This window comes from Rhizobium sp. A37_96 (assembly GCF_053521765.1).
In genome coordinates this window covers 1-23,568 of the sequence record NZ_JBNWDS010000015.1, presented here as the reverse complement: position 1 = coordinate 23,568, position 23,568 = coordinate 1, and the positions used below count along the sequence as shown (strand labels likewise).

The window sequence follows — 23,568 nt, the reverse complement described above, 5'->3', positions numbered from 1 at the left end:
CCCTCTCCCCGCCTGTGGGGAGAGGGCTAGGGTGAGGGGCAAGCGCGCGTCAGGCAGACCATGCTTTCGCGGCAAATCTCCAGAAAGCCCCTCATCCGTCCTCTCGCGGCCGAGCTCCGCTCGACCGTTCGAGTCCACCTTCTCCCCGCTCTGCGGGGCGAAGGGGCTTGGTTATTTCCCACCGAGATCTCTGACCGCGCCGCGGTCAGCGCTCGTGGCAAACGCAGCATAGGCCTTCAACGCAGTGGTGACGTTGCGCTTGCGTGCTTCGGCCGGATGCCAGCCCTTGGCGTTCTGGGCTTCGCGGCGAGCGGCAAGCTCCTTGTCGTCGATGCGCAGGCTGATGGTGCGGTTCGGAATATCGATGTCGATCATGTCGCCTTCGCGTACCAGACCGATCGCGCCGCCGTTTGCCGCTTCCGGCGAAGCATGGCCGATGGAGAGGCCGGACGTGCCGCCGGAGAAACGGCCATCGGTGATGAGCGCGCAAGCCTTGCCGAGACCCTTCGACTTCAGATAGCTCGTCGGATAGAGCATTTCCTGCATGCCGGGGCCGCCCTTCGGGCCTTCGTAGCGGATGACGACGACGTCGCCGGCCTTGACCTCGTTGCTGAGGATGCCCTTGACGGCCGAATCCTGGCTTTCGAAGACCTTTGCCGGGCCGGAGAATTTCAGGATCGATTCATCGACGCCGGCCGTCTTCACGATGCAGCCGTCGAGCGCCAGATTGCCCTTGAGGACGGCGAGACCGCCGTCCTTGGAGAAGGGATGCTCGACGGAGCGGATGACGCCAGTCTCGCGATCGGTGTCGAGTTCGTCCCAGCGGGAGCTCTGGCTGAACGCGACCTGAGTCGGAACGCCGCCGGGAGCCGCGCGGAAGAATTCGCGGACGCTCTCGCTGCTGGTGCGGGTGATATCCCAGCGATCGATGGCGTCACCGAGCGTTTCGGCATGGACCGTCGGGCAATCGCGGTTGATGAGGCCGCCCTTGTCGAGTTCGCCGAGGATCGACATGATGCCGCCGGCGCGGTGCACGTCTTCCATGTGGACGTCGCTCTTTGCCGGCGCGACCTTCGACAGGCATGGCACGCGTCGCGACAGAGCATCGATATCGGCCAGGGTGAAATCGATTTCGCCTTCATGCGCGGCGGCAAGAATGTGCAGAACCGTATTGGTCGAGCCGCCCATGGCGATGTCGAGCGCCATGGCGTTTTCGAAAGCCTGCTTCGAAGCGATGGTGCGCGGCAGGGCGTTGCTGTCGTCCTGCTCGTAATAGCGGCGGGCGAGATCGACGATCAGATGGCCGGCCTCGACGAAAAGGCGCTTGCGATCGGCATGGGTGGCGAGCGTCGAGCCGTTGCCGGGCAGCGACAGGCCGAGCGCCTCCGTCAGGCAGTTCATCGAATTGGCGGTAAACATGCCGGAACAGGAACCGCAGGTCGGACAGGCGGAGCGCTCGATGACCTGAACGTCCTCGTCGCTGATCTTGTCGTCGGCAGCGGCAACCATGGCGTCCACGAGGTCGAGAGCGACCTTCTTGCCGTGCAACACGACCTTGCCGGCTTCCATCGGGCCGCCGGAAACGAAGACCGTCGGGATGTTCAGGCGCAGCGAGGCCATGAGCATGCCGGGGGTGATCTTGTCGCAGTTGGAGATGCAGACCATGGCGTCGGCGCAATGGGCGTTGACCATGTATTCGACGCTGTCGGCAATGAGTTCGCGCGAGGGCAGCGAATAGAGCATGCCGTCGTGACCCATGGCGATACCGTCATCGACGGCGATGGTGTTGAACTCCTTGGCAACGCCGCCGGCCGCCTCGATCTCGCGCGCGACAAGCTGGCCGAGATCCTTCAAGTGAACGTGGCCGGGCACGAACTGGGTGAAGGAGTTGACCACCGCGATAATGGGCTTGCCGAAATCGCTGTCCTTCATACCCGTTGCTCGCCAAAGGCCGCGTGCGCCGGCCATGTTGCGGCCGTGGGTGGTGGTTCTGGAACGATAAGCTGGCATGGTGTCTTCCTCGTCATCCTGGAATTCGTGCGGCGCCGGCAAGGCCCAAGCTTTCTGGCCGAAGAGGACGCCGACAACTCCGCTTTTTGGAATTGTCCTAATCCAATCGTGCAATACTGTCACTATCAACTCAAGCGAATCCGGTACGCCGCAGGGGCAACGGCCGCATTCGCGCGATCAGGGCGCAAGTCTAGAATTGGGAATGCAGCGACCCGATCACAAGCGCACACAAAAAGTTGGTTTCACTTCCAAAGAGATACCAGCCTAGGAGTGTAACAAAATCTGCGCCCACCGCGTATTGCTCATATCGAAACCGCAATCGCATAGAGGAATTGTTTCATGGCTGCTTTCCGTCTGCCGAAAATTGCGCCATCCGAGATCACGCCGCGCTCGGCCTATCTCAGGCGCCGCGAATTCCTGACGGCCGCCGCGGCCGGCATCGGCATGGCTGCCATCGGTGGCAAGACGGCGCTGGCCGAGGCGCTGACGGCGACCAAGAGCAATTACACGGTCGATGAAAAGCTGACGCCGATCAAGGATGTCACCACCTACAACAATTTTTACGAATTCGGCCTCGACAAGGCCGATCCGGCCAATCTTTCCGGGAAATTCAAGCCACGGCCCTGGACTATCACGGTCGACGGCATGGTCAACAAGCCGGGCACTTTCGATGTCGATGCCCTCATCAAGGAGTTTCCGCCGGAAGAACGCGTCTATCGCATGCGCTGCGTCGAGGCATGGTCGATGGTCATCCCATGGGACGGCTTTCCGCTGTCGGCCCTGCTCGACAAGGTAGAGCCGGAGGGGAGCGCAAAATTCGTCGCCTTCGAGACGGTTGTCAGGCCGGAGGAAATGCCGGGGCAGTCCGGCCTCCTGCAATCGCTGGACTGGCCCTATGTCGAGGGCCTGCGACTGGACGAGGCGCGCAATCCCCTCACGCTGCTTGCCGTCGGGCTCTACGGCGAAACGCTGCCCAACCAGAACGGCGCGCCGATCCGCCTCGTCGTGCCGTGGAAATACGGCTTCAAGGGCATCAAGTCGATCGTGCGCATCACGCTCACCGACAAGCAGCCGCTGAACACCTGGCAAGCAACCAACAGCCAGGAATACGGCTTCTACGCCAACGTCAATCCGGCCGTCGACCATCCGCGCTGGAGCCAGGCGACCGAGCGGCGCATCGGCGAAGGCGGGTTCTTCGGCTCCAACCGCCATCCCACCCTGCCCTTCAACGGTTATGCCGACCAAGTCGCAAGCCTCTATAGCGGCATGGACCTCCGGGTGAACTTCTGATGGCTTTCTCCTTCGCCCTGCCCAAGCGCTGGCAACCCGTTTCCGTCTGGGCGCTTTATGTCGTCGGGATGCTGCCGGCCGTCTGGGAATTCTATCTCGGCGCGACCGACCAGCTCGGCGCCGACGCGGTCAAGACCTTCGAGCTTTTCCTGGGACTGTGGGCGATCCGCTTTCTGCTGCTGACGCTGGCGGTGACGCCGCTTCGGGATCTCTTCGGCTGGAATTATCTGCGCTATCGCCGCGCGCTCGGCCTGCTCTGTTTCTACTACGCCCTGATGCATCTGACCGTCTATATGGTCCTCGATCAGGCGCTGGATGTGCAGGCCGTCATCGACGACGTGCTGAAGCGGCCCTTCATCATGTTCGGGATGGCGGGCCTCGTCATGTTGCTGGCGCTTGCCGTAACCTCGAACAACGTCTCGATCAAGCGCCTCGGCAAGAAGTGGATCTGGCTGCATCGCCTGGTCTACATCGTCGCCGCCTGCGGCGCGCTGCACTTCGCGCTGTCGACCAAGATCCTGTCGCTGGAGCAGTTTATCTATATCGGCCTGCTGATCGCGATGATCCTCTACAGATCCTACAGGCCGATCATGATGGAAAAACGCCGGGCTGCGCGCAGGCCGGCCGCGGCTTCCAACTCCCGAGCGGCCTGAACGCGGCCGCTCTCTCCTTTTCAGGCAATGGTCATTCCGCAGCGCTGGCGATCTTGGCCTGGCCCTGCTCCTGCACCTCGACGGTTGCCGTCAGGCCGGCAATCAGCTTCGTGCCGTCAGGCACCTTGTCGAGCGCGATGCGCACCGGCACGCGCTGCGCCAGGCGCACCCAGCTGAAGGTTGGCGTAATGTTGGCAAGCAGGCTGCCGGAGGTCCGTTCACGGTCCTCGATGCCGTAGGCGATGCTTTCGACATGGCCGGTCAGCTTTTCGGCCTGCCCCATCAGGTGGATGGCAACCTCGTCGCCGACATGGATGCGCGGCAGCTTGGTTTCCTCGAAATAGCCTTCGACACGCAGGGAATCGGTATCGATCAATGCCACCTTGGCTGTTCCGGCCGAAACGTAGTCGCCCGGGCGCAGGCTGAGGTTCGAAATCGTGCCGTTGACGGTAGCGTGAACTTCGGAACGGTCGAGGTTCAGCTGAGCGAGCTCGCGATTGGCGGTCGCCTGACGGAGAGCGGCCTCCGCCTGCTGCTCGGTCGTCTGCGCCTGTTCCTTCTGCTGAAGCGACGCGGCGTCGCCGAGGCGCCCCTGCCGCTCGCTTTCGCGGCGAGCCTGATCGAGAGCGGCATTGCTGCTCGCAAGCGCTGCATCCGCCTGTTCGAGAGCGATGGCAAAGCGATCGCGATCGACACGGAAGAGAACATCGCCCTTTTTGACGGTCTGGTTGTCCTTGACGAGGACTTCGCTCACGAGACCGGAGACATCAGGCGCGATGCCGACGACATCGGCCCGCAGGCGCGCGTCGCGCGTCCAGGGCTCATCCATGTAATGACCCCAAAGCTGGCGGCCGACATAGACGGCGGCAACGACGAAGATGAGAGTGACGGCCACACGGCCGATGAGTTTTAACGCGTTCATGTGAAGTACCAACGGGAGACAGAGGAGACGGCGCCGAGCAGCAGGACGTAAAGCGCGAGATCGAAGAGACCGCGATGCCAGACGAGAGTGTAGGCTCCGGCCCATGCGAGCAGGCGTCGAAGGATGATGACGACAAACAGCGTCATGAGCATGAGTACGAGAAGGCGTGGAACGTAGACGCCATAAAGATCGAATTCTGCGGGCATGATATTACTCGGCGGCAATGGAAAGAGGTTGAGTTGTATCCGATACGGGCGGTCGCCAGCTTGCAGGCGGCTCGGCATGGGGGAAAAGCGCGCGGCGAAGGCCCACGAGCGCATCGAGGCTCGCTCGGCTCGATTGCCGTTTTTCCCGTGCGACTGCCTCGAGGCTATGGTCGATCGAGATGCGCAATTCGTCGGAGGGGTCGACGGCGCTCTTGGCTTTCAGCCGTGAGCGATAGAAATCCGAGACGCCGATCAGGACTTCGCTGACGGATGCGGCGGCGGCGGATTTCAATTGGCCGCGCTCCTTTTGCAGCATCAGCACGTTGAAGCCGAGACGGACATCCGCATAGCCATCGACCTTTTTCAGCTCGCGATCTTCGACAATTGCAAGACGCGGTACAAGCTGACCGAGACGATCCAGAATGCGGCCGGAGAGGCGCTCATGGTCGGCGCGGCGGATGCCGGCTGCGGTTTCGGCAAGATCGGTCCAGCCGGCCTTAACGAGCCGCCAGGCGGCGAGCTCCGAACCGAACGGACGGGTAAGCAGGGTCCAGACCAGCGCGAAACCCATGCCTGCCAGGCTCGAGATCGAGCTGTTGGCGAAGCTTGCGAAATCGGCCGTATAGCGATCCTGCAGCGCAATGAAGGACGCGCTGTTCACCGCCAGCAGCATGGCCAGCATGTTCATCTGCGGTCGCGGTATCAACAAGCCCATCACCAAGAAGGGAGGCGCAAAGACCAGCGCCAGCATCTCGAAGCCGGATATGGACGGCAATATGGCGAAGATATAGGCACAGGCGATGACCACGCTCACCGCGCTCCAGACAAACATCGACGTGATGAAGGGAGCAGGCCGATCGAACGAGGCGAAGAACGAGCAGGCAACGGCTGCCATGGTGACAAAGCCAGCCCCGTCTTCCCATCCGGAATAGATCCAGAAGAAGCAGGCGACGGCAATCCCGACAACGACGGTGCCGGCCGAGAAGGCAAGCAGCGCGTAGTCATAGTGCCTGATATGGCCAACGACGTTGCGATGGCGGAAGGCAGGACGCCAGGTGCCGACCTGCTGTCCGGAGGCGATCTGATCGCGCAGCGTCAGACAGTCCTGCCAGAGATCGACGATTTCCTTCAGGCGGGCCAGAGCGCTCGACCGGACGAGATCGTCCCAGCCGAGATCCAGATCATTCTGCTGCAATTCCTCGATCTTCTTCGACAGGATATCGGCGGTCTCGTCAGCCTTGCCGCGTCCGCCCTGCCCGAGCCAGTCGGCGATATCGTTCAGCACGGCGACCAGCTCCTGCGATAGCGGCTTTCCACCAGCTTTCAGGGCATGCAGCCGGTCGGCAAGCGAGGAAAACAGCGGCAGCAGCATCAACAGGCGGCCGCGCAGCTCGCGGGAATGCCGGACGATGTCGCGGCTGCCCGCATCATATTTGAGCTGGCTGATGACGAGATCGAGACCGGTGACGTCGGACGCAAGCTTCTGCCGCTTCAGCGGGGTTGCCGGGGAAGCGCCCTCGCCGCGCAGGATCTCGTCCGCCCAGGTGCCGGCATCATCCAGCCAGGAGCCGATGCGCTGGCCGAGCACCGAACCGACGCTGCTTGGAAAGATAATGGCGCTGACGACGCTCGCGCAGACGATGCCGATGATGATCTCTTCCGAGCGGGCCAACGCCACATCGAAAACGGTTTCGGGTGCTCCGACGGTCGGCAGTGCGATCAGCGGCAGGGAATAACCGGCAAGCATGAAGACATAGCTGCGCGAGGTGCGATCGAGCATCGAGATGAACAGCAGGGTGCCGGTCCACAGCGCGACGACAATGGAAAGCAACTCCGGTGCATTCACGAAGAGCGGGATCAGGATCACCGACGCGCTGGCGCCGATGAGCGTGCCGAGCGCGCGATAAAGTCCCTTGGAACTCGTCGCTCCGGCAAGAGGATTGGCAACCACATAGACGGCGGCCATCGCCCAATAGGGGCGCGGCAGGTCCAGCGACAGCGCGATGAACAGCGCCATGATAGCCGCAATGAAGGCTTTGACCGAAAACAGCCAGTCGCGCCAGGATGGAATGTTCATAGGACCTTCTCCCGCTCCTGCTCGGCCCCGCCAATCTTCGGCGATTCGAATTCCTCGAAAGCCTTCAGGACTCGAACGGCGGCTTCGATATCGGCAGGATCGACATTGGCGAGGATCTTGCCGCGCAACTCATCGAGGGCGTCCTCCATGCGGGAAGCAAGCACCTCGCCTTCGGCGGTCAGCCACAGGCCCTTCGCGCGCCGATCCGTCGGGTCGTCCCTGCGGATGACGAGATCCATGCTTTCGAGCTGATCGAGCAGCCGGACCAGCGACGGGCCTTCGATACCGACATAGGTGGCGAGAACCACCTGCCGCACGCCTCCCCCCAGACGGCCGATCCAAAGCAGCGGCGCAGCCGCGGCTTCCGATATGCCATAGGAGCTCAGCGCGAGATCGACGACGCGCCGCCATTGGCGACCGGTCGTTAGCAGATTGGCGGTGAAGAGGCGTTGTAGGGCGTTTGACGATTTCATAGAAACTTATTAGCACTAAACTAATTAGGATTCAAATTATTATGACCCGAAGTGCTATCGGAAATGCGAAATGCAGCCATGCATCCAGAGCAATTCCCGGAAGAATACATAGCGGCTTTCCGTCTGGAATTGCGTGAAAACAAAAGGATAGAGCGTTTTCGCGATTCGAGGAAAAGCGGGAGGCTTTCGCGGTGAGCGCCAACCAAAGGCGGCCGGGAGTGCGCCGGATCGACCGCCGGATGCGTCGCTCGACCGCTCGTTATTGATCGATGTGCCTACGATTGCCGGCTTTTCGTGACGGCGCCGCTCCCGCCGGCGGCTTGTGGCTACGGCTCAAAGCACTCTCGCATTCACATGGAAGATTTCGGCCTCGACAGCGCGCAATCGACCGCCAGCGCGGCCGCTATGCCGGCGGCATAGGCCAGGATGTTCCAGGGTGAGAACACTCGCCCCAGCAAAAGGGCTCCGGCCGTTGTCAGGCGAAATGCATCCAGCGACGGCGTATGCCAAAGCCTGAAAAGCTCGACGAAGATCGCGATAATCAGCGCCACCGAAACAACCTTGATACGCCGCGTCGAAACGAAGATCGTCGCAAGGAGCCAGTAGACCATCGCTCCCCACAGTAAGGAGCCACCATATTTGACGACCACGAAGGGCAAATGCAGCGCATAGCCGTACCGCCGGAGTGCAAGGCCGCTCGCTACGGTCAGCAGTAGCGCGAGGAACAGGAGCGGTCTCCCGCGTGTCAATGTTCGCTGCATGTCTAGCGGCGCTCCCCTCTTATCGCTGCATCTGAGCCGAGCACGACTCGACAAGGCAGCCGCGATATTCCTCGACGAGGACGGTGGATAAAAGGTGGCAAGCGCCCAAAACGAAAAAAGGGCCGGATGATCGCTCATCCGGCCCTCGATCTTTTACCCGAAGCTGGCCTTAAGCGGCTGCGGCTTCTTCCTCGGCAGCAACGCGAGCCTTGTCGGCTGCGCCCTTGGCAGAGGTGTCGCGATCAACGAATTCGACGACTGCGAGAGCGGCGTTGTCGCCCTGGCGGAAGCCTGCCTTCATGATGCGCAGGTAGCCGCCGTTGCGGGTGGCGTAACGCGTTGCGATCGCATCGAACAGCTTGGCGACGACAACGGCGTCGCGGATCTGCGAGATGGCCTGACGACGAGCGTGCAGGTCGCCGCGCTTGCCGAGGGTTACCAGCTTCTCGACGATCGGACGGATTTCCTTCGCCTTCGGGAGCGTGGTGACGATCTGCTCATGGGTGATGAGCGAAGCCGCCATGTTGGCGAACATCGCCTTACGATGGCTAGCGGTTCTATTCAGCTTGCGGCCGGCTTTACCGTGGCGCATGGCTATTCTCCTTCACTTGCAGGCATTCGCCTGCCGTTTGAACTGTTAATATTGGTCTTCGTAGCGCTTGGCGAGATCTTCGATGTTCTCAGGCGGCCATGCCGGCACTTCCATGCCGAGGTGCAGGCCCATGGAAGCGAGAACTTCCTTGATTTCGTTCAGCGACTTGCGACCAAAATTCGGCGTGCGGAGCATTTCTGCTTCGGTCTTCTGAATGAGGTCGCCGATGTAGACGATGTTGTCGTTCTTCAGGCAATTTGCCGAGCGAACGGACAGTTCCAGTTCGTCTACCTTCTTGAGGAGCGCCGGGTTGAAAGCGAGTTCGGTAACTGCTTCCTCTTCGGTTTCCTTCTGCGGCTCGTCGAAGTTGACGAACACGCCAAGCTGATCCTGCAGGATGCGAGCCGCAAAAGCGACGGCATCTTCGCCGCTGATCGAACCATCGGTTTCAATCGACATGCTCAGCTTGTCGTAGTCGAGAACCTGTCCTTCACGGGTGTTTTCAACCTTGTAGGACACCTTCTTGACCGGCGAATAGAGGCTGTCGACCGGGATGAGGCCGATCGGAGCGTCTTCCGCACGATTGCGCTCGGCAGGGACATAGCCCTTGCCGTTGTTGACGGTGAATTCCATGCGGATTTCGGCGCCCTCGTCGAGCGTGCAGATAACATGCTCGGGATTGAGGATTTCGATATCGCCGACCGTCTGAATGTCGCCAGCCGTTACGACGCCTGGGCCCTGCTTGCGGACAACCATGCGCTTGCTGTCATCGCCGTCCATCTTGATGGCGATTTCCTTGATGTTCAGCACGATGTCCGTCACGTCTTCCCGGACGCCCGGGATAGAGGAGAACTCATGCAGCACGCCGTCGATCTGCACGGCCGTCACAGCGGCACCGCGCAGAGACGACAGCAGAACGCGACGCAGCGCGTTGCCGAGCGTAAGACCGAAACCACGCTCCAGCGGCTCGGCTACAAGCGTAGCCTTCGTGCGACCGCTCGAGGTGAACTCGACCTTGTTCGGCTTGATCAGTTCCTGCCAATTCTTCTGAATCATGTTTTTGCCTTCCGTTCGTTGCCACCATCCAATCGTGACAACCGAGCTTGAGTAACACCAAGCCGGGCGCATCTACCCCGGCCGATGTCGTGAGTGGCGATGATCAGACGCGGCGCTTCTTGCGCGGGCGGCAACCATTGTGCGGGATCGGCGTCACGTCGCGGATGGACGTGATCATGAAACCAGCAGCCTGGAGCGCGCGCAGAGCGGATTCACGACCGGAGCCCGGACCGCAAACTTCAACTTCCAGCGACTTCATGCCATGTTCCTGAGCCTTCTTGGCGCAGTCTTCGGCAGCGATCTGGGCGGCGAACGGGGTCGACTTGCGCGAACCCTTGAAGCCCTTGGCACCAGCGGACGACCAGGCAATCGCATTGCCCTGTGCGTCGGTGATGGTGATCATCGTGTTGTTGAAGGTCGAGTTGACGTGTGCGACGCCCGACGTGATGTTTTTACGTTCGCGACGACGAACGCGTACGGCTTCCTTGGCCATGTTAGTCCTTTCTTGGATCTCTGCACCGCCGTAATCCCAGCGGCTACACCGAAGCGACACCCAGAGGACGCCGCTCCAAACTCAAAAGAGGCCGGCGGATCGCCAGCCCCTTCCATCCGGTTTCCCGGAGATTACTTCTTCTTACCAGCAATCGCCTTTGCCGGACCCTTGCGGGTACGAGCATTGGTGTGGGTGCGCTGGCCGCGAACCGGCAGACCGCGACGATGACGCAGGCCGCGATAGCTGCCCAGATCCATCAGACGCTTGATGTTCATCGCGGTGTCGCGACGCAGGTCACCTTCAACCTGATAGTCACGGTCGATGGTTTCGCGGATCTGCAGAACTTCAGCGTCCGTCAACTGATTGACACGACGCTCGGCCGGAATACCGACCTTCTCGCAGATTTCCTGAGCAAACTTAGGTCCGATCCCGTGAATGTAGCGAAGCGCAATAACTACGCGCTTTGCAGTCGGGATGTTGACGCCAGCGATACGAGCCACGCCTGTTCTCCTTGCATTCCTTTTGCCTAAGCAAAGGGCTTTGTTATGCAGCCCGGGAGCTGCTTGTTCGATTTGAGTCCGCAACATGTCAAAACGACCGTACCCGGACTTCCCGTTGGAAATCCGCGCCGATCGCATGGCATATCGCGAGTTGGCGCGGTGTTTAGCGGAATCAGTGCAAAAAAGCAACCGTTCCGGCAAGTTTATTTTAGGCTATCTAAACCTTAGCCAGGATAGCCTCTATGCTGTCGGTCACATGCTCGATATCGGCCATGCCGTCGATGCTCTGCAGCTTGCCCTTCGCATAATAGTAACCGATCAGCGGCGACGTCTCCTTGTAGTAGACCTGGAGGCGGGTCGCCATGGTTTCGGCATTGTCATCCGGACGACGCTTGAAGTGCGTCGAGCCGCATTTGTCGCAAACGCCAGCCGTTGCCGGAACCTTGTCGGTGTCGTGATAGACGCTGCCACAGTTCGAGCAGGAATAACGTCCGGAAACGCGGCGAATCAGTTCGGCGTCGTCGACCTTCAGCTCTATGACGACGGAGAGCTCCAGGCCCTTCGCGTTGAGCATCCGCTCGGTTGCGTCCGCCTGCACCAGGGTGCGCGGGAAACCATCGAGGATGAACCCCCTGGCGCAATCCGGCTGGTCGATGCGTTCGGAAACGATGGCGTTAACAATCTCATCGGAAACAAGCTTGCCCGCGTCCATAACGGCCTTGGCGCGCTTGCCAACTTCAGTTCCGGCAGCTACCGCAGCCCTCAGCATATCGCCTGTGGAAAGCTGCGGGATGCCGTGCTTTTCCACGATACGCTGGGCCTGGGTCCCCTTACCTGCTCCCGGCGGCCCTAAAAGTATGAGTCTCATCGCCCCCTCTTTCCTCCACGCAACTTCGATTTCTTGATCAGGCCTTCATATTGCTGTGCGATCAGGTGACCCTGAATCTGCGCCACCGTATCCAGCGTTACGCTAACCACGATCAGAAGCGAAGTGCCACCCAGAGACAAGGGAATACCTGTCTGGGATACGAGAATTTCGGGCAGGATGCAGACGAAGACAAGATAGATCGCGCCGATGACCGTGATGCGGGTCAGCACGTAATCGATGTACTCGGCGGTGCGCTCACCCGGACGAATGCCCGGAATGAAGCCGCCATGCTTCTTCAGATTGTCGGCCGTGTCCTTCGGATTGAAGACCAGCGCGGTATAGAAGAAGGCGAAGAAGGCGATCAGGGCGCCGTACAGCACCATGTAGACGGGCTGTCCGTGACCGAGAGCGGCGACGATCGACGTCACCCAGCCCGGGAGCGCCGTGTTGTTGCCGAGGCCTGCGACCGTTGCCGGCAGCAGGAGCAGCGAGGATGCGAAGATCGCCGGAATGACGCCCGAAGTGTTGAGCTTCAGCGGCAGGTGCGACGTGTCGCCCTGGAACATGCGCGTGCCGACCTGACGCTTCGGATACTGGATCAGCAGGCGGCGCTGGGCGCGCTCGACGAACACGATGAGGGCGATGACGAGAACAGCGACGACGAGCACGGCAAGAATCAGGCCCGTCGACAGCGCGCCGGTGCGGCCGAGTTCGAGCGTGCCGGCCAGAGCGGTCGGAAGACCGGCGGCAATACCGGCGAAGATAATCAGCGAAATACCGTTGCCGATACCACGCGACGTCACCTGTTCACCGAGCCACATCAGGAACATTGTGCCGCCGAGCAGCGTTATGACGGTGGAAATGCGGAAGAACCAGCCTGGATCCACCACGACGCCATTGCCATGCTCCAGGCCGATCGCAATGCCATAGGCCTGCAATGCGCCGAGCAGCACCGTGCCGTAGCGGGTGTACTGGTTGATGATCTTGCGCCCCTGCTCGCCTTCCTTCTTCAGGTTCTCGAGCGACGGCACGACCGACGTCATGAGCTGAACGATGATCGACGCGGAAATATAGGGCATGATGCCGAGCGCGAAAATCGCCATGCGCTGCACGGCGCCGCCCGAAAACATGTTGAAGAGGCCAAGAATGCCGCCCGACTGATTCTGGAAAGCCTGAGCGTAAGCGGCAGGATTGAGGCCAGGAAGCGGGATGTGAGTACCGAGCCGGTAAACGAGGAGAGCGCCGAGCGTAAACCACAGGCGCTTCTTGAGATCCTCGGCCTTGGCGAAGGTCGAAAAATTGAGATTGGACGCCAATTGTTCCGCTGCAGAAGCCATGCAAATCTCCGCATCACTAATTCCGGCATAATCGGCCGAGCCCGGAATCAGTATGTAAATTGTTCAAAAGCCGGGCTTCGGACAGATTGCACAGCAATCGGGCGCCTCACCCTTGGTTCCCGTTATTGACCGGAAAGACACTGGCGCATCAATCAGGTTCGTGAGGCTCACATATGGGAGCAAAATCGCCCGAAGTGAAGCACCTCGGGCGATTATTGATAATATTATTCTGCGGCAGAAGCGAGCAGCTTGATGGAACCGCCAGCCTTTTCGATCTTTTCGACCGCCGACTTGGAAGCACCTGCAACTTCAAGGGCAAGCTTCGCCTTCAGTTCGCCATCCGAGAGCACCCGGACGCCGTCCTTGACGCGGCGAATCACGCCTGCTGCCTTGAGAGCAGCTGCATCAACGGTGTTCTTGGCATCGAGCTTGCCGGCATCGACGGCAGCCTGGATGCGAGCCAGCGATACGACAACGTAGTCGGAAGCGAAGATGTTGTTGAAGCCGCGCTTCGGCAGGCGACGATAGATGGGCATCTGACCACCTTCGAAGCCGTTGATCGCAACACCCGAACGGGACTTCTGACCCTTCACACCACGGCCACCGGTCTTACCGGAGCCGGAGCCGATGCCGCGGCCGAGGCGCTTGCGGCTATGGGTCGAGCCTTCGTTATCCTTGATCTCATTCAGTTTCATAGCGATTACCTCCGGCTCACTTCTCGTCGACAACGCGAACGAGATGCTGGACAGCACGGATCATGCCACGAACAGCCGGGGTATCTTCCAGCGTGCGGCGACGGTGCATCTTGTTCAGTCCGAGACCGATCAGCGTCTTCTGCTGAACATCCGGACGGCGGATCGGGCTGCCAATCTGCTCGACCGTAACGGTCGCCTTGGCTTCAGCCTTCTTGGTCGTCTTGGCCATAGGTCAAACTCCCTTATTCTTCAGCGGCATTGCCCGAAGCGGAACGACGAGCCTGCAGAGTGGCATACTTGATGCCGCGCTGAGCTGCGATGTCCTTCGGGTGAACCTGGTGCTTCAGGGCGTCGAACGTAGCGCGAACCATGTTGTACGGGTTCGACGAACCGGTCGACTTCGCAACGACGTCATGAACGCCGAGCGTTTCGAAAACGGCGCGCATCGGGCCACCGGCGATGATACCGGTACCGACCTTGGCCGAACGCAGGAGAACCTTACCTGCACCGTGGCGGCCATGGACGTCGTGATGCAGCGTACGGCCGTCGCGCAGCGGTACGAAGATCATGTCGCGCTTGGCGCTTTCGGTTGCCTTGCGGATGGCTTCCGGCACTTCGCGCGCCTTGCCATGACCGAAGCCTACGCGGCCCTTCTGGTCGCCGACGACGACGAGAGCGGCAAAACCGAAACGGCGGCCACCCTTGACAACCTTGGCGACGCGGTTGATCGCGACCAGCTTGTCGACGAATTCGCTATCGCGCTCTTCACGGCTCTGACGGTCTTCCCGCGGAGCCCTCTTTTCCTGTGCCATTGTCCTCTTCCTTTTTCTTTTCCGGGTGCAATCGGCAAACAAAACGAAGACCGCATGCCCTCCCTTGCGGGAAACCTGCGGTCCGGTGAACATCCGGCCGGCATCCTGAGATTACCGGCCGGAAATCTGATTAGAAGGACAGGCCGCCTTCGCGGGCTGCTTCAGCCAGAGCCTTGATGCGGCCGTGGTAGATGAAAGCGCCGCGATCGAACACGACTTCCTTCACGCCGGCCTTGGAGGCGCGCTCGGCGACGAGCTTGCCAACCAGGGCTGCGGCTGCGGTATCGGCACCGGTCTTCAGAGAACCGCGCAGATCCTTGTCGAGGGTGGAGGCAGCCGCAACGGTCTTGCCAGCCACGTCATCGATGACCTGGGCGTAGATGTTCTTCGACGAGCGATGAACCGACAGGCGCGGACGGCCATTGGCCACCGCCTTAAGTTGACGGCGCACGCGGTTGGCGCGACGCGCAAGTGCTTCTTTCCTGCTAGCCATTTCGCGTGATCCTTACTTCTTCTTGCCTTCTTTGCGAACGATCCGCTCGCCGGCATACTTAACACCCTTGCCCTTGTAGGGCTCAGGACCGCGATATTCGCGGATTTCAGCCGCAACCTGGCCGACCTGCTGCTTGTTGATGCCGGTGACGACGATTTCCGTCGGCTTCGGCACAGCGATCGTGATGCCTTCCGGCGGCACGTAGATCACGTCGTGGCTGAAGCCGAGCGCGAGCTGCAGGTTCTTGCCCTGCAGGGCGGCACGGTAGCCGACGCCGTTGATTTCGAGCTTGCGCTCGTAACCTTCCTTAACACCCTTCAGGATGTTCTCGACCATCGTGCGGGACATGCCCCACTTTGCGCGAGCGTCCTTGGAGTCGTTAAGCGGCGTTACGACGATTGCATTGTTTTCCAGCTTGAGACCGATTTCGTCATTGGCGACGAAAAACAGCTCGCCCTTAGGGCCCTTGGCAGTCACTTTTTGGCCATCAACCGTGGCCGTGATCCCTGCAGGCACCTGAACGGGCTTCTTACCGATACGAGACATTTTTCAAACCTGTCTGTTTCGAAGGAGATCCCTGTCCGATCTTAGAAGACCGAGCAGAGAACCTCGCCACCAACATTCTGTTCACGAGCCTGGTGATCGGCCATCACACCCTTCGGAGTCGAAAGGATGGTGATGCCGAGACCGTTCGCGACCTGCGGAATGGACTTAACCGAGACATAAACTCGGCGGCCCGGCTTGGACACGCGGCCGATCTCACGGATCACCGACGAGCCTTCGTAGTACTTCAGCTCGATGCTGAGTTCAGACTTGCCGTTGCCGAAATCGACGACGGAGTAGCCACGGATGTAGCCTTCAGCCTGCAGAACATCGAGGACGCGTGCACGGAGCTTGGAAGCAGGCGTCGAAACCGACGACTTGCGACGCGAAGCGCCGTTGCGGATGCGGGTGAGCATATCGCCCAAAGGATCAGTCATAGTCATCTAATCTGCTCCTTACCAGCTCGACTTGACAATGCCCGGCACCTTGCCGAGGTTGCCAAGTTCACGCAGCGCGATACGCGACATGCGCAGTTTGCGGTAGTATGCGCGCGGACGGCCCGAGACTTCGCAACGGTTGCGAATACGGGTCTTCGATCCATCGCGCGGGAGCGATGCCAGCTTCAGGGTGGCCTTGAACCGGTCTTCGATCGAAAGAGACTGGTTCATGATGATTGCCTTGAGAGCAGCCCGCTTCGCGGACTGGTTGGCAACCGTATTGCGGCGGCGCTTGTTCTTTTCAACTGCGCTTGTCTTCGCCATATCAGGGTTCCTTTTCTACGCTCGTCGTTACGGTTATTGACGGAACGGGAAGTTGAACTCTTTCAGAAGAGCCCGTGCTTCGTCGTCGGTCGTCGCCGTCGTGCAAACGATGATGTCCATGCCCCACATCTGATCAACCTTGTCGTAGTTGATCTCAGGGAACACAATGTGCTCCTTGATGCCCATGGCGAAATTGCCACGACCGTCAAAGCTCTTCGGGTTCAGGCCGCGGAAGTCGCGAACGCGCGGAAGCGCGATGTTGACCAGACGATCCAGGAACTCATACATGCGGGCGCCGCGAAGGGTTACCTTGGCGCCGATCGGCATATTCTCGCGGACCTTGAAGCCAGCGATGGAATTGCGCGCGCGGGTGATGACCGGCTTCTGACCAGCAATGGCCGCCAGGTCGGCTGCAGCAACGGTCGGCTTCTTCGAATCAGCCGTCGCTTCGCCCACGCCCATGTTGATCACGATCTTGTCCAGCTTCGGGATCTGCATCTCGTTGGCGTAGGAGAACTTCTCCTGCATAGCCGCGCGGATGCGGGCGCCGTATTCCGTCTTGAGCCGCGGCTCGTACTTTACCTCAGCCATCGATCACTTCTCCCGATGTCTTGGCCACGCGGACCTTCTTGCCATCTACAACCTTGAAACCGACGCGGGTCGGCTTGCCGTCCCGGTCGACGATTGCCAGGTTGGACAGGTGAAGCGAGGCTTCCTTGCTGATGATGCCGGCTTCCTGGGTCTGCGTCTGGCGCTGATGGCGCTTGATGACGTTAACGCCACGGACGACCGCACGGTCTTCCTTCGGCATCACTTGAATGACTTCGCCGGTGCGGCCCTTGTCCTTACCGGTCAATACGACGACCTTGTCGCCTTTACGGATCTTCTGCATCGCTCCGCTCCTTACAGTACTTCTGGAGCCAGCGAGATGATCTTCATGTGGTTCTTGGCGCGAAGTTCGCGCGGAACCGGTCCGAAGATACGGGTGCCGATCGGCTCTTTCTTGTTGTCGATGAGGACTGCTGCGTTGGTATCGAAGCGGATGACGCTGCCATCCGGACGACGGATGTCCTTGGCGGTGCGAACGACAACCGCCTTCATCACGTCACCCTTCTTCACACGGCCGCGCGGGATAGCTTCCTTGATCGAAACGACGATGACGTCGCCGATCGAGGCATACTTGCGCTTCGAGCCGCCCAGCACCTTGATGCACATGACACGACGTGCGCCGGAATTATCCGCCACGTCGAGGTTTGTTTGCATCTGAATCATGTCAGGTCGCCTTCTTGTTGTTACCGGAATGGTTGGGCCAAAAGACCCCCTACCCCGGCTTATGGACTAGTCTCTTGTCTGATTTCGCCGGTGTCCGAGACCGCTTGCGGTCACCATTGCCAGCCATCAATAAAGCAAAAGAACGCTCGTTATCGAGCGTCCTGCTTCCAAGCTCGTGCTTCATACAGATATTTCGCCCAAGCGCAAGGGCCTGAGCGAAATTCTGTTACTTGGTCTGGGCGGAAACGACCGTCCAGGTCTTGTCCTTGGAGATCGGTGCGCATTCCTCGATGGAAACGACGTCGCCGATTTTGTACTGATTGTTCTCGTCGTGAGCCTTGTACTTCTTGGAACGACGAACAGTCTTCTGGAGCAGCGGGTGAGCGAAACGACGCTCTACGCGGACTACTACCGTCTTCTCGTTCTTGTCGCTGACCACGACGCCCTGCAGAATGCGCTTCGGCATGTTATTTTTCCTTTAGGCCTTTGCTTCTGCCGCCTTCTGGCGGGCAATGGTTTTTACGCGAGCGATGTCCTTGCGGACTTCGTTGATGCGCGAGGACTTCTCAAGCTGGCCGGTCGCCTTCTGAAAGCGCAGGTTGAACTGCTCCTTCTTCAGCTTGGCAAGCTCGTCCTTGAGTTGGTCGGCGCTCAGGGCGCGAACATCTGCGGCTTTCATGAGCTTCTTCCTTACTCTGCAATGCGCTGTACGAAGCGCGTCTTGACCGAGAGCTTGGCGGAGCCGAGGCGCAGAGCCTCGCGAGCGATTTCTTCGCTCACACCGTCGATCTCGAACATCATGCGGCCGGGCTTGACCTTGCATGCCCAGTATTCGACGGAACCCTTACCTTTACCCATACGGACTTCGGTCGGCTTTGCCGTCACCGGAACATCCGGGAAAACACGGATCCATACACGGCCGGCGCGCTTCATGTAGCGCGTGATCGCGCGGCGGGCCGCTTCGATCTCGCGAGCGTTGACGCGGTTAGGTTCCTGCGCCTTCAGACCGAATTCGCCGAAAGCCAGATCAGAACCACCCTTGGCGACGCCCTTGATGCGACCCTTGAACTGCTTACGGTACTTCGTACGCTTTGGTTGCAACATTTTCTTATTCTCCGAACTTATCTGCCACGTACGCTATCAAGCGTTGTCGCGGCGGCGGTCTCTATCGCGATCGCGGCTAGCCGGACCCTGGGCGTCGCCCTCGAGCGCGCGGCGTTCGGAGGCCATCGGATCGTGCTCAAGGATTTCGCCCTTGAAGATCCAGACCTTGATGCCGCAGATGCCGAAAGCGGTTTCTGCTTCAGCCGTACCGTAATCGATGTCGGCGCGCAGCGTATGCAGCGGCACGCGACCTTCGCGGTACCATTCCGTACGAGCGATTTCTGCACCGCCGAGACGGCCTGCGCAGGTGATCTTGATGCCTTCGGCGCCAAGACGCATCGCGGACTGAACGGCGCGCTTCATGGCGCGACGGAAAGCAACACGGCGCTCGAGCTGCTGAGCGATCGACTGGGCAACCAGCGTCGCATCGATTTCCGGCTTGCGAACTTCAACGATGTTGAGGTGCGTTTCGGAATTCGTCATGTCCGACAGCTTCTTGCGGAGCTTGTCGATGTCAGCGCCCTTCTTGCCGATGATCAGGCCCGGACGAGCCGAGTGGATCGTGACGCGGCACTTCTTGTGCGGACGCTCGATGACCACCTTCGAGATACCAGCCTGCTTCAGTTCGTTCATGACGAACTTGCGCATCTTCAGGTCTTCGTGGAGGAGCTGGCCATACTCGGCATTGTCCGCAAACCAGCGGCTATCCCAGGTACGGTTGATGCCGAGACGAAAACCGATCGGATTGATTTTCTGACCCATTATGCGGCCTCCCCTTGAGCTTCCACTTCGCGAACGACGATCGTCAGATGTGCGAACGGACGCTCGATGCGAGATGCGCGGCCACGGCCACGAGCGTGGAACCGCTTCATGACGATCGACTTGCCGACGTAGGCTTCTGCGACGACCAGCGAGTCAACGTCGAGATCGTGATTGTTCTCAGCGTTTGCGATCGCAGATTCGAGCGTCTTCTTGACGGCACCTGCGATGCGCTTGCGAGAGAATTCCAGCTCTGCGAGTGCGCGATCAACCTTCTTGCCGCGGATAGAAGCCGCGACCAGGTTGAGCTTCTGCGGGCTGACGCGGAGAGTGCGCGCAACTGCCTGCGCCTCATTATCCTTCAGCCGGCGTTCGGTTTTTGCCTTGCCCATTGTTACTTCCTCTTCGCCTTCTTGTCCGCACCGTGACCATAATAGGTACGGGTCGGGGCGAACTCGCCGAACTTGTGTCCGACCATGTCTTCATTGACGCTGACCGGAATATGCTTGCTGCCGTTGTAAACACCAAAGGTGAGACCAACGAACTGCGGCATGATGGTGGAGCGACGGCTCCACATCTTGATTACTTCGCTGCGTCCGCCTTCGCGCACCTTCTCAGCTTTCTTGAGAAGATAGCCGTCAACAAACGGACCTTTCCATACTGAACGAGCCACTTGAGACTTCCTCTCTTACTTCTTGCGCTGATGGCGCGAGCGCATGATCATCTTGTCGGTCGACTTGTTCGACCGCGTACGCTTGCCCTTGGTCGGCTTGCCCCACGGAGTCACCGGATGGCGACCACCAGAGGTGCGGCCTTCACCACCGCCGTGCGGATGGTCGACCGGGTTCATGACAACACCGCGGTTATGCGGCTTCTTGCCACGCCAACGCGAACGACCAGCCTTGCCGTCATTGATGTTGCCGTGATCCGGGTTGGAAACGGCACCGATCGTTGCAAGGCAGGTGCCGTGCACGAGGCGCTGTTCGCCGGAGTTCAGGCGAAGGATCGCCATGCCCTGGTCACGACCGACGAGCTGGGCGTAGGAACCGGCGGAGCGAGCGATCTGACCGCCCTTGCCCGGCTTCATTTCCACGTTGTGGATGATGGAGCCGACCGGGATGAACTGAAGCGGCATGGTGTTGCCCGGCTTCACGTCCACTGCCTTGTCAGAAGCGATGACCTTGTCGCCGGCAGCGAGGCGCTGCGGAGCGAGGATGTAGGCCAGCTCGCCGTCCGTGTACTTCACCAGAGCGATGTAAGCGGTACGGTTCGGATCGTATTCGATGCGCTCGACGGCTGCTTCAACGTCGAACTTGCGACGCTTGAAGTCCACCAGACGATAGGTGCGCTTGTGACCGCCACCCTGGAAACGCACGGTGATGCGGCCGGTGTTGTTGCGGCCACCCTTGGAAGTCAGGCCTTCCGTCAGCGTCTTGACCGGCTTGCCCTTGTAGAGCGAGGAGCGATCGACGATGACCAGCTGACGCTGGCTCGGGGTCGTCGGATTGAATGTTTTCAATGCCATTTTCTTATTCCTCAGAGACCGGTGGAGACGTCGATCGACTGGCCTTCGGCGAGCGTCACAACAGCCTTCTTCACGTCCTTCTGCTTGCCGACGAGACCCTTGAACCGCTTGGTCTTGCCGAGGCGCAGCAGAGTGTTGACGGCCGTAACCTTGACGCCGAAGAGCGCTTCGACGGCAGCCTTGATTTCAGGCTTCGTCGCGTTCTTGGCAACGTTGAAAACAACCTGGTTATTGTCCGAAAGCAGCGTGGACTTTTCGGTGATCGCAGGAGAAACGATCACATCATAATGGCGAAGATCCGTCACTTGAATCGCTCCTCTAGAGCTTCAACTGCAGCCTTGGACAGCACGAGCTTGCCGCGGCGCAGGATGTCGTAAACGTTGATGCCCTGAACCGGCAGAACATCGATATTCGGGATGTTCTTGGCTGCGAGCTTGAAGTTGCTGTCGAGTTCAGCGCCGCCGATGAACAGAGCGTTCGTCAGGCCGAGCGTTTCGAAAGCGCCAGCGAGTGCCTTGGTCTTGGCTTCGGTTGCGACGAGATTGTCGATGACAATCACGTCTTCAGCCTTGAACTTGGCCGACAGAGCATGACGCAGGCCGAGGGCGCGAACCTTCTTCGGCAGATCATGTTCATGGCTGCGGGCGACAGGGCCGTGAGCCTTACCACCGCCACGGAACTGCGGAGCGCGAGCCGAATGGTGACGAGCGCGGCCCGTACCCTTCTGCTTGTACATCTTGGCACCGGTGCGCGCCACGTCGGCGCGGCCCTTGGCCTGATGCGTGCCCTGCTGCTTCTTGGCAAGCTGCCAGCGAATGACGCGGGCAAGAATGTCTTCGCGCGGCTCGAGGCCGAAAATCGCGTCAGAAAGGGAAACCTTCCCAGCGTCTTTGCCCTCAAGGGTCTTGACGTTCAATTCCATTGGTTTGGCTCCCTTACTTCGCTGCCGACTTGACGGCGTCGCGCACGATGATCCAGGCACCCTTGGAGCCAGGAACCGCGCCCTTGACGAGGATCAGACCGCGATCTTCATCGGTCGATACCACTTCGAGGTTCTGCGTCGTCACGCGCGTCTGGCCCATGTGACCAGCCATCTTCTTGTTCTTGAACACCTTGCCCGGGTCCTGACGCGAGCCGGTCGAACCGTGCGAGCGGTGCGAAACCGACACACCGTGCGTGGCGCGCAGACCGCCGAAGCCGTGACGCTTGATAGCGCCGGCAAAGCCCTTACCGATCGTCGTGCCGGTCACGTCGACGAGCTGGCCCGCCGTGAAGTGAGCGGCCTTGAGCTCGGTGCCGACTTCAAGCAGGTTGTCGTCCGTGACGCGGAATTCAACGAGCTTGGCCTTCGGCTCAACGCTTGCGACGGCGAAATGACCGCGCAGGGCCTTCGTCGTGTTCTTAACTTTTGCCTGGCCGGCACCGAGCTGTACTGCGGTGTAGCCATTCTTTTCAACTGTGCGCTGGGCTACGACCTGGCAGCCATCCAAACGCAATACGGTTACCGGGACGTGCTCACCGGCGTCGTTATAGACGCGGGTCATTCCCACCTTCTGTGCAATCACACCTGAACGCATCGGTTCAATCCTTCTCACTCAGCTCGAGAACCTAAGTCTCAGAGCTTGATCTCAACATCGACACCGGCGGCGAGATCGAGCTTCATCAGCGCGTCTACCGTCTGCGGGGTCGGGTCAACGATGTCGAGGAGGCGCTTGTGCGTGCGCATCTCGAACTGCTCGCGGCTCTTCTTGTCGATGTGTGGGGACCGGTTAACCGTGAACTTCTCGATACGGGTCGGAAGCGGAACGGGGCCCCGGACGCTAGCACCGGTGCGCTTCGCCGTCGACACGATCTCGCGCGTGGAAGCATCGAGAATCCGGTGATCGAACGCCTTCAGGCGAATGCGGATATTTTGGCCGTTCATTCGACGTTATCCTTGTGTTTTGTTATCTCGCGTGCCGCTTAAAAAAGGGCACGGAATGTTCTTTTTCCTAAGGCGGACCACCGGTTTCAAAGATCGAGAGGGACGCCGGCTGCGGCATCCCCATCCACTCTTTAGACCTTTCGGCCCACCTTATTGTTAATTTCATCGGCTGCTTCGTTATCCGAAGCAGAGTGCAAATCGCGCTCGCGCGCCATTTGCAACATTTCCATGTCATAAGCAAGCGGCTACAGCCGCTTGCTTCATATTATTGTCATCGAATCGGTAAAGCCGGCGGCGTGGCCGCCTGCTTTATTACTCGACGATGGAAGCGACGATGCCAGCACCGACGGTACGGCCGCCTTCGCGGATAGCGAAGCGAAGCTTCTCTTCCATCGCGATCGGAACGATCAGCTCAACCGCAACCGTGACGTTGTCGCCAGGC

General features: G+C 60.0%; 36 protein-coding genes. 2 read left to right on the top strand and 34 right to left on the bottom strand.

All coding sequences use genetic code 11. From position 1 onward, the window contains the following. Positions 1 to 171: 171 nt before the first annotated feature. Positions 172 to 2,010, bottom strand: coding sequence for a dihydroxy-acid dehydratase (ilvD, locus tag ACQZ6J_RS27495; protein ID WP_449086435.1), 1,839 nt, complete (start codon positions 2,008 to 2,010; stop codon positions 172 to 174). 339 nt (positions 2,011 to 2,349) lie between these two features. On the opposite strand from ilvD, the gene msrP reads away from it, so the two are divergent. Together msrP and msrQ are read left to right on the top strand one after the other, a co-directional pair. Continuing rightward, positions 2,350 to 3,300 carry a protein-methionine-sulfoxide reductase catalytic subunit MsrP gene (gene msrP / locus ACQZ6J_RS27490; protein ID WP_449086434.1) on the top strand — a complete coding sequence of 317 codons (951 nt, stop codon included), beginning with the start codon at positions 2,350 to 2,352 and terminating at the stop codon, positions 3,298 to 3,300. After that, on the top strand, positions 3,300 to 3,953 hold the full coding sequence (gene msrQ / locus ACQZ6J_RS27485) for a protein-methionine-sulfoxide reductase heme-binding subunit MsrQ (protein ID WP_449086433.1): 654 nt from the start codon (positions 3,300 to 3,302) through the stop codon (positions 3,951 to 3,953). The genes msrP and msrQ overlap by 1 nt, the downstream gene beginning before the upstream one ends. A 31-nt stretch (positions 3,954 to 3,984) precedes the next feature. Here the strand turns inward: msrQ and ACQZ6J_RS27480 are convergent, their stop codons facing one another. The 33 genes from ACQZ6J_RS27480 to ACQZ6J_RS27320 all read right to left on the bottom strand — a co-directional run. Next, positions 3,985 to 4,875: an efflux RND transporter periplasmic adaptor subunit gene (locus tag ACQZ6J_RS27480; protein WP_449086432.1), complete on the bottom strand. Its 891-nt coding sequence runs from the start codon at positions 4,873 to 4,875 to the stop codon at positions 3,985 to 3,987. Then, entirely contained in the window at positions 4,872 to 5,081 is a 210-nt protein-coding gene (locus ACQZ6J_RS27475) for a DUF1656 domain-containing protein (protein ID WP_163986046.1), read from the bottom strand. The genes ACQZ6J_RS27480 and ACQZ6J_RS27475 overlap by 4 nt, the downstream gene beginning before the upstream one ends. 4 nt (positions 5,082 to 5,085) lie before the next feature. Then, on the bottom strand, positions 5,086 to 7,158 hold the full coding sequence (locus ACQZ6J_RS27470; protein ID WP_449086431.1) for an FUSC family protein: 2,073 nt from the start codon (positions 7,156 to 7,158) through the stop codon (positions 5,086 to 5,088). Further along, positions 7,155 to 7,631, bottom strand: a complete 477-nt coding sequence (locus tag ACQZ6J_RS27465) for a MarR family winged helix-turn-helix transcriptional regulator (RefSeq protein ID WP_163986048.1) — start codon at positions 7,629 to 7,631, stop codon at positions 7,155 to 7,157. Before ACQZ6J_RS27465 ends, ACQZ6J_RS27470 begins: the two co-directional genes overlap by 4 nt. Positions 7,632 to 7,981: 350 nt before the next feature. After that, a complete protein-coding gene (locus tag ACQZ6J_RS27460) occupies positions 7,982 to 8,392 on the bottom strand; it encodes a ribosomal maturation YjgA family protein (RefSeq protein WP_449086430.1) in 411 nt (136 codons plus the stop codon). 169 nt (positions 8,393 to 8,561) lie between these two features. After that, positions 8,562 to 8,984: a 50S ribosomal protein L17 gene (gene rplQ / locus ACQZ6J_RS27455; RefSeq protein ID WP_007690793.1), complete on the bottom strand. Its 423-nt coding sequence runs from the start codon at positions 8,982 to 8,984 to the stop codon at positions 8,562 to 8,564. A gap of 45 nt (positions 8,985 to 9,029) precedes the next feature. Next, on the bottom strand, positions 9,030 to 10,040 hold the full coding sequence (locus ACQZ6J_RS27450) for a DNA-directed RNA polymerase subunit alpha (protein ID WP_037152076.1): 1,011 nt from the start codon (positions 10,038 to 10,040) through the stop codon (positions 9,030 to 9,032). A 103-nt stretch (positions 10,041 to 10,143) separates the two neighbouring features. Beyond that, positions 10,144 to 10,533 (bottom strand): 30S ribosomal protein S11, encoded by a 390-nt coding sequence (gene rpsK, locus ACQZ6J_RS27445; RefSeq protein WP_004118426.1) that lies wholly within the window; start codon positions 10,531 to 10,533, stop codon positions 10,144 to 10,146. A gap of 131 nt (positions 10,534 to 10,664) precedes the next feature. Continuing rightward, positions 10,665 to 11,033, bottom strand: coding sequence for a 30S ribosomal protein S13 (gene rpsM / locus ACQZ6J_RS27440; RefSeq protein ID WP_015339612.1), 369 nt, complete (start codon positions 11,031 to 11,033; stop codon positions 10,665 to 10,667). A gap of 217 nt (positions 11,034 to 11,250) precedes the next feature. Next, positions 11,251 to 11,901: an adenylate kinase gene (locus ACQZ6J_RS27435; RefSeq protein WP_163986049.1), complete on the bottom strand. Its 651-nt coding sequence runs from the start codon at positions 11,899 to 11,901 to the stop codon at positions 11,251 to 11,253. Next, complete coding sequence (secY, locus tag ACQZ6J_RS27430; protein ID WP_163986050.1) at positions 11,898 to 13,238, bottom strand: preprotein translocase subunit SecY; 1,341 nt, start codon at positions 13,236 to 13,238, stop codon at positions 11,898 to 11,900. Before secY ends, ACQZ6J_RS27435 begins: the two co-directional genes overlap by 4 nt. Before the next feature lie 224 nt (positions 13,239 to 13,462). Further along, entirely contained in the window at positions 13,463 to 13,933 is a 471-nt protein-coding gene (rplO, locus tag ACQZ6J_RS27425) for a 50S ribosomal protein L15 (RefSeq protein ID WP_163986051.1), read from the bottom strand. Positions 13,934 to 13,949: 16 nt separating this feature from the next. Beyond that, on the bottom strand, positions 13,950 to 14,162 hold the full coding sequence (rpmD, locus tag ACQZ6J_RS27420; RefSeq protein ID WP_007690786.1) for a 50S ribosomal protein L30: 213 nt from the start codon (positions 14,160 to 14,162) through the stop codon (positions 13,950 to 13,952). A gap of 13 nt (positions 14,163 to 14,175) precedes the next feature. Further along, the gene (gene rpsE / locus ACQZ6J_RS27415) at positions 14,176 to 14,745 is read right to left on the bottom strand and encodes a 30S ribosomal protein S5 (RefSeq protein WP_163986052.1); all 570 of its coding nucleotides are present in this window, start codon (positions 14,743 to 14,745) and stop codon (positions 14,176 to 14,178) included. Positions 14,746 to 14,875: 130 nt separating this feature from the next. Beyond that, complete coding sequence (gene rplR, locus ACQZ6J_RS27410) at positions 14,876 to 15,238, bottom strand: 50S ribosomal protein L18 (RefSeq protein WP_163986053.1); 363 nt, start codon at positions 15,236 to 15,238, stop codon at positions 14,876 to 14,878. A gap of 12 nt (positions 15,239 to 15,250) precedes the next feature. After that, positions 15,251 to 15,784, bottom strand: a complete 534-nt coding sequence (rplF, locus tag ACQZ6J_RS27405) for a 50S ribosomal protein L6 (protein ID WP_163986054.1) — start codon at positions 15,782 to 15,784, stop codon at positions 15,251 to 15,253. A 41-nt stretch (positions 15,785 to 15,825) separates the two neighbouring features. Next, the gene (gene rpsH / locus ACQZ6J_RS27400) at positions 15,826 to 16,224 is read right to left on the bottom strand and encodes a 30S ribosomal protein S8 (protein ID WP_034480422.1); all 399 of its coding nucleotides are present in this window, start codon (positions 16,222 to 16,224) and stop codon (positions 15,826 to 15,828) included. A 12-nt stretch (positions 16,225 to 16,236) separates the two neighbouring features. Beyond that, positions 16,237 to 16,542 carry a 30S ribosomal protein S14 gene (gene rpsN / locus ACQZ6J_RS27395; protein ID WP_163986055.1) on the bottom strand — a complete coding sequence of 102 codons (306 nt, stop codon included), beginning with the start codon at positions 16,540 to 16,542 and terminating at the stop codon, positions 16,237 to 16,239. 33 nt (positions 16,543 to 16,575) lie between these two features. After that, positions 16,576 to 17,133, bottom strand: a complete 558-nt coding sequence (gene rplE, locus ACQZ6J_RS27390) for a 50S ribosomal protein L5 (RefSeq protein WP_163986056.1) — start codon at positions 17,131 to 17,133, stop codon at positions 16,576 to 16,578. Next, complete coding sequence (gene rplX / locus ACQZ6J_RS27385) at positions 17,126 to 17,434, bottom strand: 50S ribosomal protein L24 (protein ID WP_163986057.1); 309 nt, start codon at positions 17,432 to 17,434, stop codon at positions 17,126 to 17,128. The genes rplE and rplX overlap by 8 nt, the downstream gene beginning before the upstream one ends. 11 nt (positions 17,435 to 17,445) lie before the next feature. Further along, positions 17,446 to 17,814, bottom strand: coding sequence for a 50S ribosomal protein L14 (gene rplN, locus ACQZ6J_RS27380; RefSeq protein ID WP_003573790.1), 369 nt, complete (start codon positions 17,812 to 17,814; stop codon positions 17,446 to 17,448). 226 nt (positions 17,815 to 18,040) lie between these two features. After that, positions 18,041 to 18,280: a 30S ribosomal protein S17 gene (gene rpsQ, locus ACQZ6J_RS27375; RefSeq protein ID WP_112341047.1), complete on the bottom strand. Its 240-nt coding sequence runs from the start codon at positions 18,278 to 18,280 to the stop codon at positions 18,041 to 18,043. A 12-nt stretch (positions 18,281 to 18,292) separates the two neighbouring features. After that, positions 18,293 to 18,493 (bottom strand): 50S ribosomal protein L29, encoded by a 201-nt coding sequence (gene rpmC, locus ACQZ6J_RS27370; protein ID WP_007690763.1) that lies wholly within the window; start codon positions 18,491 to 18,493, stop codon positions 18,293 to 18,295. An 11-nt stretch (positions 18,494 to 18,504) separates the two neighbouring features. Beyond that, positions 18,505 to 18,918: a 50S ribosomal protein L16 gene (gene rplP, locus ACQZ6J_RS27365; protein ID WP_003573792.1), complete on the bottom strand. Its 414-nt coding sequence runs from the start codon at positions 18,916 to 18,918 to the stop codon at positions 18,505 to 18,507. 36 nt (positions 18,919 to 18,954) lie between these two features. Beyond that, entirely contained in the window at positions 18,955 to 19,680 is a 726-nt protein-coding gene (rpsC, locus tag ACQZ6J_RS27360; protein ID WP_004118393.1) for a 30S ribosomal protein S3, read from the bottom strand. Next, on the bottom strand, positions 19,680 to 20,069 hold the full coding sequence (rplV, locus tag ACQZ6J_RS27355; protein WP_004118391.1) for a 50S ribosomal protein L22: 390 nt from the start codon (positions 20,067 to 20,069) through the stop codon (positions 19,680 to 19,682). Before rplV ends, rpsC begins: the two co-directional genes overlap by 1 nt. Positions 20,070 to 20,071: 2 nt before the next feature. Then, on the bottom strand, positions 20,072 to 20,350 hold the full coding sequence (gene rpsS / locus ACQZ6J_RS27350; protein WP_004118389.1) for a 30S ribosomal protein S19: 279 nt from the start codon (positions 20,348 to 20,350) through the stop codon (positions 20,072 to 20,074). A 15-nt stretch (positions 20,351 to 20,365) separates the two neighbouring features. Then, positions 20,366 to 21,202, bottom strand: coding sequence for a 50S ribosomal protein L2 (rplB, locus tag ACQZ6J_RS27345; RefSeq protein ID WP_163986058.1), 837 nt, complete (start codon positions 21,200 to 21,202; stop codon positions 20,366 to 20,368). 11 nt (positions 21,203 to 21,213) lie between these two features. Continuing rightward, positions 21,214 to 21,507: a 50S ribosomal protein L23 gene (locus ACQZ6J_RS27340; RefSeq protein ID WP_047634801.1), complete on the bottom strand. Its 294-nt coding sequence runs from the start codon at positions 21,505 to 21,507 to the stop codon at positions 21,214 to 21,216. Beyond that, positions 21,504 to 22,124, bottom strand: coding sequence for a 50S ribosomal protein L4 (gene rplD / locus ACQZ6J_RS27335; protein WP_112803573.1), 621 nt, complete (start codon positions 22,122 to 22,124; stop codon positions 21,504 to 21,506). The genes ACQZ6J_RS27340 and rplD overlap by 4 nt, the downstream gene beginning before the upstream one ends. A 13-nt stretch (positions 22,125 to 22,137) precedes the next feature. Beyond that, positions 22,138 to 22,779: a 50S ribosomal protein L3 gene (gene rplC / locus ACQZ6J_RS27330; RefSeq protein ID WP_028753974.1), complete on the bottom strand. Its 642-nt coding sequence runs from the start codon at positions 22,777 to 22,779 to the stop codon at positions 22,138 to 22,140. Between the two features lie 38 nt (positions 22,780 to 22,817). Continuing rightward, a complete protein-coding gene (rpsJ, locus tag ACQZ6J_RS27325; RefSeq protein WP_003547547.1) occupies positions 22,818 to 23,126 on the bottom strand; it encodes a 30S ribosomal protein S10 in 309 nt (102 codons plus the stop codon). A gap of 312 nt (positions 23,127 to 23,438) precedes the next feature. Continuing rightward, positions 23,439 to 23,568 (bottom strand): EF-Tu C-terminal domain-related protein (locus ACQZ6J_RS27320; RefSeq protein WP_449086490.1); only part of this gene is annotated, 130 nt, incomplete at its 5' end.